General features: G+C 37.1%; 7 protein-coding genes. 2 read left to right on the forward strand and 5 right to left on the reverse strand.

Annotated elements, in window-relative coordinates; all coding sequences use genetic code 11:
- Positions 1 to 22 precede the first annotated feature (22 nt).
- The 4 genes from R4Z09_RS28075 to R4Z09_RS28090 form a co-directional block, all read right to left on the reverse strand.
- Positions 23 to 1036 (reverse strand): sugar kinase, encoded by a 1014-nt coding sequence (locus R4Z09_RS28075; RefSeq protein WP_338449958.1) that lies wholly within the window; start codon positions 1034 to 1036, stop codon positions 23 to 25.
- A gap of 3 nt (positions 1037 to 1039) precedes the next feature.
- A complete protein-coding gene (locus R4Z09_RS28080) occupies positions 1040 to 1681 on the reverse strand; it encodes a bifunctional 2-keto-4-hydroxyglutarate aldolase/2-keto-3-deoxy-6-phosphogluconate aldolase (RefSeq protein ID WP_338453374.1) in 642 nt (213 codons plus the stop codon).
- A 203-nt stretch (positions 1682 to 1884) separates the two neighbouring features.
- Entirely contained in the window at positions 1885 to 2604 is a 720-nt protein-coding gene (locus tag R4Z09_RS28085) for a GntR family transcriptional regulator (RefSeq protein WP_338449959.1), read from the reverse strand.
- A 137-nt stretch (positions 2605 to 2741) separates the two neighbouring features.
- Entirely contained in the window at positions 2742 to 4115 is a 1374-nt protein-coding gene (locus R4Z09_RS28090) for a glycoside-pentoside-hexuronide (GPH):cation symporter (protein ID WP_338449960.1), read from the reverse strand.
- 500 nt (positions 4116 to 4615) lie between these two features.
- On the opposite strand from R4Z09_RS28090, the gene R4Z09_RS28095 reads away from it, so the two are divergent.
- Entirely contained in the window at positions 4616 to 6223 is a 1608-nt protein-coding gene (locus R4Z09_RS28095) for a glucose PTS transporter subunit IIA (protein ID WP_338449961.1), read from the forward strand.
- A gap of 307 nt (positions 6224 to 6530) precedes the next feature.
- On the opposite strand, the gene uidA is transcribed toward R4Z09_RS28095, so the two are convergent.
- Positions 6531 to 8330: a beta-glucuronidase gene (uidA, locus tag R4Z09_RS28100; protein WP_338449962.1), complete on the reverse strand. Its 1800-nt coding sequence runs from the start codon at positions 8328 to 8330 to the stop codon at positions 6531 to 6533.
- A 267-nt stretch (positions 8331 to 8597) separates the two neighbouring features.
- Here uidA and R4Z09_RS28105 point away from each other — a divergent pair, with 267 nt between their 5' ends.
- Entirely contained in the window at positions 8598 to 9854 is a 1257-nt protein-coding gene (locus R4Z09_RS28105; RefSeq protein WP_338449963.1) for a helix-turn-helix transcriptional regulator, read from the forward strand.
- Positions 9855 to 9910: the final 56 nt, after the last annotated feature.

Genomic DNA, 9910 nt, shown 5'->3' on the forward strand with positions numbered 1-9910 from the left:
TGTTACCCTCCTTAGACCGTCATCAGCGGTCAATTGCAAAGGATCGCTGCATAAATTTTTCTACATCAGAAATGGGAACCAAATTGGCATCGCCTTCAATCGTATGCTTCAAGGCGAAACACCCTAACGCAAATTCAACGGCTGTTTGGGGCTCAAATTGGTTAATTAAGGAGTAAATCATTCCAGCAGAAAATGCATCTCCTGTTCCCACTCGATCAATGATATCGACTTCGACGTCACTTGATTGGTAAATCTCATGACCATCAAAAAGCAATGCTTGCAGACGATTGCGGTTGACAGAAAGATGGGTCCTTTTTGTCATGGCTATATATTTCGTTCCAAATTGCCTTTGCATCACAAGCATGATTTTTTTATAGTCGTCTAAATCCGGTGTTTCAGGTAATTGTTCTTTTATATCTTGTCCATTCGAATCCAGTAACTGTAATGGCTCGATTCCAATGCAGACATCGACATCTTTGATTAAATCCGTCATCTTTTTCCGAGCATCAGCAAAAGACCACAAGGCACTTCGATAATTAAGATCACAGCTCGTTGTTATTCCTTTTTCTTTTGCAGCTGCCAGCGCTTTTTTTGTTAAGAAAAATAATTCCTCACTTAATGCCGGCGTGATTCCACTGATATGGAACCAATCGGCACCTGCAAAAATCGCATCAAAGTCGTATTCTTCCCGTTTTGACATCGCAAAGGATGAATAGCTGCGGTCATAATAGACTTTGGAAGCTCGAATCGAAAAGCCTTTTTCAAAGAAGTAGATTCCCAGACGTTCTCCTCCGCGGATGACATGGTCTGTTTTCACCCCAAAGCGGTTTAATTGCTGTATCGCACTCGTACCAACCGCATTGTCAGGTACTTTCGTAACAAAGGAACTATCCAGTCCAAATTTCGCTAAAGAAATGGCTACATTTGCTTCTCCGCCTCCATAAACAGCATCAAAGGATTGTGTTTGAACAATTTTTTGATAGTTTGGAGCAGATAATCGAAGCATAATTTCTCCTAATGTTACAACCTTCTTCATTGTTTATTCCGCCTTAACAGAAGCTAGTTTCTCTACGAATTGGCGGGCCACTTTTTGTACAGAAGAATAGTCACCATTAGTAACCCCTTTAGTCAAAGCACTTCCAATTCCTACAGCGAATGCACCGTTAATTACCCATTTATCAATATTATCAATACTAACTCCGCCAGATGGCATTAACTCTACATGCGGAATCGGTCCTTTTACATCTTTAATAAATCCTGGTCCAAGCAAGCTTCCAGGGAATAGTTTAATCACATCTGCTCCGGATTCTAACGCCTGCATGATTTCTGTGACAGAAGCACATCCAGGTAAGTAAGGAATCGCGTAACGATTACATACAGTCGCGATTTTACTGTTGAAATGAGGGCTGACAACATAACGAGCACCCTTCATAATCGCAATTCTAGCCGTTTCAGCGTCAAGAACTGTTCCTGCGCCAACAATCATATTTGGATCACCAGTTTGTACTAATTCAGCAATGGCATCTTCTGCACCAGGTGTAGAAAATGTAATTTCTAGTGAGCGAATTCCGCCTTGAAATGTCTGCTTAGCAATTTCTACTGCATCCTCTTTATTTTTCCCGCGGATTACCGCGACTAAATAACCTTTGTGCATTTCACTTAGAATTTCATGTTTTTGCAACATGACTATCACCTCTTCCATTTCTTTGGTGAAATCGTAATTTCACATCATAGTGCTTTTAATCAAATCTATCACCTAGCACTAGTTCATATTAGTGAGTAATATCTCTTGCATACTTGTATACTAGCATGCTAATAATTTTATTTCAAGCGATTATTTTAAGAAATAGTGGCTATTTTTTGAACAAGTAAAAAGCCAGTATCCTATAAGAATACTGGCTTTTCATCAAGATATTCAAAATAATTGATATAAGGACTATCTGCTTTATATAGATCATTCCATAGTTTTGTTGGTTCAACAATATGCAGTCTTACGATATCTTCTACCTGGTCACTATCTTTTTGTTCAATAATTTCAACAATTTTACTATGCTGTTTAATGGGTTCAACAAAGCTATGCCTGATCTCCGATAACAGTCTCATGCGGTTATAGTGAGTACTTATGCGAATAATCGCTTCCCAAATGTGTTCCTTTTCTTTACCCTTAAAAATGATATGATGAAATTCCTTATCAAGTATATGGAATTCACGTTCTTTTCCTTTTTGCCCAATTAATTCTTCTTGGAGGGCCACATTTTTCTTTAGATCGTACATATCTGTTTTTGGAAAGGATTCACATGCTTGTTTTAATACCTCTTTTTCCAAAATATATCTCATAAAAGAGGCTTCCTTAATGAGTTGTGGTTTAATTTTAGATATATATGTGCCCACTTGTGGGATGACTTCAACTAAATGTTCTTCCCGTAATTTTCCTAGTACTTCTCGAATTGGTGTACGGGATATGCGTAACGCTTCTGCCAATTCAATTTCACTGATTGCCTGTCCGGGTTCTAATTCTAAAGACATGATTGAATCTTTTATCACTCTATATGCATAGTCTTTATTATTTTCTCCAGGAAGCTTTGGCGATACTGTAATCATCATGTTACACTCCCTATTTAAGACCATTTCTTTTTCATCATATCATGGCCAACATCTTGTATTCAAATAGAAAACAAAAAGATAGTTAACCAAAAATTAACTATCTTCTTAATTATAGATATATTAGGATAAAAATGGAATTAAGCAGATTGTACAGCAGACTTTTTCTTTCTGTTCTCAGCTAAATCTTTAGTAAGTTGCTCTGTACGTTTTTTGTTTAAAGGATAAAGGAATACAATAATTAAGAAAACTACGCCAAGGACTACTGCCGGCACCAACGTACCAAGCATATGAATTCCGCTAAGAGTTTCAGCTGTTTGTGATGCAAGTTCAGAATTGTAACCTACAGCTGCAATCGCTGCACCACCAACACCACCAGCAACAGCTTGCCCAAGTTTACGTGCCATTGAATAGATTGCATAAACTGTTCCATCTTCACGTAAACCAGTTAAATATTCGTGGTAATCAATTACATCTGTAACGAATGCCCAAATGACTAGGTTGAAAGTCCCGTAACCAAGCATAGCAACAGTTAGGATCACGATAAATTGTGTTGCATTTAAGTTTGGCAGCATATATAAAACTCCATAAACGACAGCAGCTATTAATAAGCCTACAGATGCTACTTCTTTTTTACCGAATTTTTTAACTAATTTTTGAATAAATGGTGCCACAACAAATACTGCTGCAGATTGCAGAAGACCAACCATACTTAAAGCTTTAGCGCTTCCGAAGTAATCTTTAAATAAGTAAACGTTTACTGTACCGATTAACATAAAAACAACCATGAAAGCTAAAGAACTGATAAGGAACCACATGAGCGGTTTGTTTTTCACTAAACCTTTCATTGTTCCCCCCTTTTTTGCTTGTGGCTTCGCAGTCTCGTCAATAACAACACGTTCAACAGATAATTTATAACAAGCCAAGTAACAAGAGATTGCTAATACACCGAAAATGATTGCTCCTAGTAAAAAGCGACTTGGAACAGCTTTGTTATCCACAAATAGAATGATGGGTCCAACAACATTAATAATTAATCCAGCTAATTGTGCTCCAATCGTTCTCCAAGAAGATAAGGCAGTACGCTCTACAGGATCAGCCGTGATAACAGAAGCCATAGATCCATAAGGGATGTTAACAGTACTATATAATGTTCCCCAAAGAATATAGGTTACGTAAGCATATGCAAGATAAAATCCATGAGACAATCCAGGAATATAAACAAACATTAAAATACCTGAGATAACTAATGGGAAAGACATTCTAAAAATCCAAGGTCTAAATTTACCATTTTTCCCCGCTTTTCTTGTATCAATGAAACGGCCCCACGCCATATCAGCAAATGCATCCCACACACGTGCAACCATAAATAGCACACCGACTGCTGCAGGATTAAGATGAAAAACGTCAGTATAAAACACCATTAGGAATGCCATAACAAGGATAAAAAAGAAATCGTTTCCAAAATCACCAAATAAATAGCCTAACTTGTCTCTCATACCAAACTTTCGCATTACGTTTCACCCCTATAAATTATGATTGAAATAATGAATAAAGCGATTACATTTCTACTAAGAAGAGAAAAATACCAAAAGATAAAAGATTAAGAATAAGAAAAAAATAAGATGATGCTTACATACTAGTATGCCAGATTTTACTAAGGCTTCCCTATTCAACTAAGAGTTGTAGTAGGAATTCGCGACTTTTTATACTAGTATACTAGCATGCAAAAATAGTTTTTGGCAATAAAAAAATGTAATCGTTAACAATTTGTTCGAAATTTAGTTTTGAGAGCGGCTGCTCCATGTTTAAAAAATATTTATTTAGATTATGAAAGCGCATCATAAATCAATTGAAAAGGTTTACATTCCTTGTGAAGAGATAAACAATGCCTAGACAAAAAACAATACGTTTGTATACTAGTATACTAAGGAGAATGATTTTACTAGGAGATGAAATACTAACAAGAAAACGTTCTCTAATTTTCAAGAAAATTTCAAGAAGGAGAGCTAAAATGGAAGCAAAGAATACTTTGAATAATAGTTCAGCGGAGCAAAAAGAGACAGTCATGAATAAAATATTAGGTACCGTAAGTGGAAGTTTCGCTCCTATCCTAGGGGTCTTAGCAGGATCCGCATTAATCACAGCCTTACTATCCCTATTAAAAACATTAGGCTTGATCAATCCTGAAAGCGGAACCTATTTGATTCTTGCTGCAGCAGGACATGCTGTTTTCTACTTTTTCCCAATATTCCTTGGGATAACAATGGCGAACAAACTCGGGGCCAACGGTTTTGTAGGTGGAGCCATCGGTGCAGCATTGTTGGAACCGCATTTTACTGATTTAGTTACCCAAAAGGCACAAGATGTATCTTTCCTGGGGATTCCTGTAATACTGGCAAACTATTCCTCAACCGTTTTTCCAATCTTAATTGCAGTTTCTATTTACGCCCTATTAGATAAGCTTTTGAAAAAAGTGATTTATAAAGATTTACAGATGTTTATTAATCCAATGATTTCATTAATCCTTATTGTTCCATTAACGATTCTGATTTTTGGACCATTTGGTACCTATGTCGGCGAAGCATTATCTATCGGTGTTCAATTTTTAAGTTCAAAGAGCGGTCTGTTAACTGGAGCAGTCATTGGGGCTGCCTGGTCATTTCTTACCATTGTTGGTCTCCACTGGGCTGTTATTCCAATCGCTCTTGCTAACCTTTCTGCTACTGGCTTGGATCCAATTATTCCCATGGCAGCTGCAGCACCATTTGCTCAAATCGGATTAGGTCTTGGAGTTTTCTTCAAAACGAAAGATAAGAACTTGAGAACGCTGGCTGGGTCCGGTCTTCTTCCTAGTGCTTTTGCAGGGACAACCGAAATCATCACATATGGTATTCTCGTCCCTTACAAACGAACCATGCTTTATGTTGCCATTGCCGGGGCAATCGGCGGAGCAATTATTGGCTCCCTCGGCGTATCAGGTACAGGATTTGCTTTGCCAAGCTTCTTATCCATTCCTGTATTTACACCAATGGGATTGTTCTTACTTGGTACATTAACATCTTTATTAATCGCAATGGTTCTTACCATTGTGTTTGGATATGAAAGTACAAACAAAGTTGTCTCTAAAAACACAGTCAAAGATTTTGTATTAGGGAATGTAAAGCGAGAAACCATTTCAAGCCCATTAAGCGGAGAAATTGTTCCATTAAGCACGATTGCAGACCCTTTGTTTTCAACGGAAACGGTCGGAAAAGGAATTGCGATTATACCAACAAAAGGAGAAGTTGTTTCCCCTGTTGATGGCGTGGTTACCACGATTTTTCCCACTCAGCATGCCATTGGCGTTACTTCATCAGAAGGAGCTGAAATCTTAATATATATCGGTGTGGATACGGTTCATTTAAAAGGTGAATTTTTCCATTCATATGTCAAACAATGGGATATGGTTAAAAGGGGAGATCTGCTCATTCAATTTGACATTGAGAAGATTAAAGCTGCTGGTTATGATGTTAGAACTCCTGTCGTTATTACAAATACGAATCAATATGAAGAGGTGGTTCTAGTTAATGATGGCGAGGTCCATGCGAAAGACGACGAATTACTTAGGCTGGTAGTCTAAGTAAAAAACGGTGAAGGAAACCCCTCACCGTTTTTTTATTTTTGGCTCTGTTATTATTCATTGTTGACTTTCTTGTAGGTATTTAAATTCATAGGCGGAGAATTTCCGGCTAAATGGATATTGTGGAGGCTTATTAGCAGATTTAAGCGGAGATATTCCGATTAACTGCTCTAAATAAGACAAAATCGAAAGGTTTGGATAATATAAACGGAAAAACTCCCTTTATTTTTAGGGAAATAAAGGTATTTCCCAATTTAATCGGATTTTTTCCGTTTATTTTCAATCAAAATTCAGTTAGAACAGGGCCTTATTTTTTATACCCAAAATTCGGTATGTTATTCCAACGGTTACTTAAATAACGTACAACCATTTTCGGTTCTCTTTCGCGGGTGAAGATTCCTTTTTTATTTCCTTGAACACGCTGAATACCAAACTTTGTTTGGAAGTCAGCAAAATTCCATAATTGTTCGCCGACAAAGTTAGAGATTTCATCGAACACTTTGCTATTCATACGATAGTAGTCCTCTTGATATTCTTCAGAGAATGGCTCCCCATACGCACTATGGAATCCAGCTACCGTATCCGCTCCATATTCTGTATACATAATTGGTTTATCTGGATATTTTTCCTGCCATTCCAATAATTCTTTACGGGTCTCTTCTTCTGCTTTACTTAAATCACCCGTTTGTAAATACCAGCCATAATAACGGTTTAAAGCGATGACATCCACTAAATCTGAACATTTATCAGCATTTGGCGTTGCCATTAGGATATTGACAAAGGTACAAGGACGTTTTTGTGGATCCAGCTGACGGGCAAGATTGAATAATGGTTCAAAATATTCATGCGCTCCTTCGATATGGGAAGCCGGCTCATTGGCAATCGACCACAAAACGACACAGGCATGATTTTTATCACGATCAATTAATTCACGAATGACCTGCTCGTGGGCTTCCGTTGTCTTGAGAACACTCCAAGTAGAATTGGCGTTTTTTCCGCTTAAATCAAAGCCAAAACCGTGGAATAAACCAACCGCCGGTGTTTCATCAATAACGACAATTCCTTCCCTGTCACATAAACGCATCATTTCTTCTGAATATGGATAATGGGACGTACGGAAGGAGTTCGCACCCATTTGTTTCATCAAATTAATATCAAGCACATTATATGCTTCATTTAAGCCTCGGCCTTGTACAAACGTGTCTTCATGCTTACCAAAACCTTTAAAATAGAATGGTTCACCGTTGATCAAGAACTTACCGCTACTCACTTCAACCTTGCGGACACCAAAGGATTCTTCATAAACATCAACCGTTTCTCCGCCTTTTACACCTTCTACTTTTGCCGTATAAAGATAGGCATTCAGTGGCTGCCATAGCTGCACATTATCAATGCTAATATTCGTATCATTACCAGAAGCTTGAGCCACTTGCTTGCCCTCTTCATCTAAAACAGTTACCCGTACTTCATCAAAAGCTCCTGCTGTTTTAATGGAAAAATGTACATCCGCTTTTTTAGCAGCTAAATCAACGTTAGGTACGATCACAATATCTTCAATGTAATCGCGTGGAGTCGTATAAATATTAACTGGACGATGCAAACCCGCATAGTTAAAGAAATCAAAGTTTTCATCTACTTTACGAATGATCCGCCCATTCTCATCTTTCTCTTCACTATAGTTCCCAACTGGCAGTGTTGTGTAATCTAATAGATTGCTTAAGCGGACTGTTAAACGGTTTGGCCCATCTACTAAATAGTTATTAATTTCAACTTCAAATGGAGTAAATCCACCTTTATGATAAGTGATTTCTTTACCGTTTAAGTACACCCATGCTTCATGTGTAGCAGATCCAAAACGCAGGACTAATCTTTCATTACGTAGAGCTTTTGCAATTGTAAATTCCTTTTCATACCAAAAATAACCGCTGTGCATGCGGGTTTCCTTTGATACTGTCTGATCATTAAATGAAGCTGGAACAGCCACTACTTCATTTGTTGGAAGCGGTTGCGATACTTCGATCGGTTCTACTTCTTTATCGGTCATAAATTTCCAAATCCCACTTAAATTGACAACGACACGGCTTTCTGTAGCTATTGGATATAACATATGATTCCTCCGTTCATGTTAAGTGAAATACTCAAGTGATAGTACTGCATGCTTATCCTTTTTATATTTCTCTTTCATCGGAATATATAAACAAATATTCCTTTAGGATAATATTTTTCATCAAAACTCCTTTTTGAAAGGGCTTTAATTTAAGTACATTATAATAAATCACTTCAAATCTTAATCGTATTTTTTTTACCTAATTAGTAATTATATTGTTTTTTGTCGATTTTATATGTAAATTTTAATAGAAAGGAGAATCCTTAAGTGAAAAAAAGAAAGTATCAAGATTTAAGTAAAATTGTTCAAATTCTAAACTCTACTACAAAAATGGATACGATAGTCATTGATCATGATGGAAATACCCTATTTCAATTGATCAACCATCCGATCCCTTCCGTGCTAACTTACCAAAAAAATGAGTATTTGTATTTTAATGAAATACTTAGCAAAAAGGCATCCAATTATTATTTTCACTATACCAATACATATGGTCTTGAATATATGGCTGTCGGCATTTGGAAAGGCCAGTCCTTTTATGGCAGCCTGGCAGTGGGTCCTTTTATTTCAAGCATCTCTATTATTGATCGGATAAAGGATATTATTTTAAGAAACAACTTGCCTGCAGCTGAACGTAAACATTTGGAGCAATTCTATCAATCCCTTCCTATTCTAAGTGAGGTGGAATACAAACATTTGGGAGAATTGCTTGTGAATATGTGCGGTCATGACTATATAAGCTCTCAGCTCATTTCCTCTGAAAGATCGATGCCATTATTAAACCAGGATCGGCTAAAAGTAAGCATAGAGGAGAACAAGGATATTATCGAAAAGCGATATAAAACGCAAAACCAGCTAATGGATGCCTTAGCAAAAGGTGATAAAGCAGAAGTCAATCATCTCATCAGTATGATGTCAGGTATCATCGAGTTTTCTGACCGCATACCTGAAAGTCCTATTCGAGCCTCTAAAAATATGGCTTTTGTTTTAAATACAACCTTTCGAATTGCTGCCGAAAGAGGGGGTGTCCATCCAATTTACCTCCATAACATATCAGAACGATTTGCCATATTGATTGAAAGAACAAAGAATATTCCAGATTTGAATAAGTTAATTCTCTTAATGGCCAATGAGTATTGTGACCTTGTAAACACATATGCTACCGGACAATATAGTTCTATTGTGAAAAAAACAGTCGATTACATTATGCTAAATTTAGGAAATAACTTATCACTTAATAGAATAGCGACGGAAATACATGTTAACCCTTCCTACCTTTCGCGAAAATTTAAAGAAGAAACACAAATGAATATAAGTGAGTTTATTAATCAAAAGAGAATAGAAGAAGCAAAATTATATTTACGAAGAGGAAATATATCGGTCACAGATATAGCCTTTTTGGTCGGATTTAATGATTTAAATTACTTCAGCAAAGTATTTAAAAAAGTCACGTCTGTAACCCCGTCACAATACGCAGAAGGAATAGGGCCGAGTGGGTCGAGGGGACAGGGACCCCGACCCTAAAAACAACGCAAAAAAGCAATCCCCTAAGAGATGTAACTCCTCGGGGATTGCATAAT

Source organism: Niallia oryzisoli (assembly GCF_036670025.1).
Classification (GTDB): Bacteria; Bacillota; Bacilli; order Bacillales; family Cytobacillaceae; genus Bacillus_BD; species Bacillus_BD oryzisoli.

Excerpts from the sequence above, each read along its gene's own strand:
- R4Z09_RS28075 (WP_338449958.1), bottom strand. The coding sequence starts at position 1,036 with ATGAAGAAGGTTGTAACATTAGGAGAAATTATGCTTCGATTATCTGCT.
- R4Z09_RS28085 (WP_338449959.1), bottom strand. The coding sequence starts at position 2,604 with ATGATGATTACAGTATCGCCAAAGCTTCCTGGAGAAAATAATAAAGAC.
- R4Z09_RS28090 (WP_338449960.1), bottom strand. The coding sequence starts at position 4,115 with ATGCGAAAGTTTGGTATGAGAGACAAGTTAGGCTATTTATTTGGTGAT.
- R4Z09_RS28095 (WP_338449961.1), top strand. The coding sequence starts at position 4,616 with ATGGAAGCAAAGAATACTTTGAATAATAGTTCAGCGGAGCAAAAAGAG.
- uidA (WP_338449962.1), bottom strand. The coding sequence starts at position 8,330 with ATGTTATATCCAATAGCTACAGAAAGCCGTGTCGTTGTCAATTTAAGT.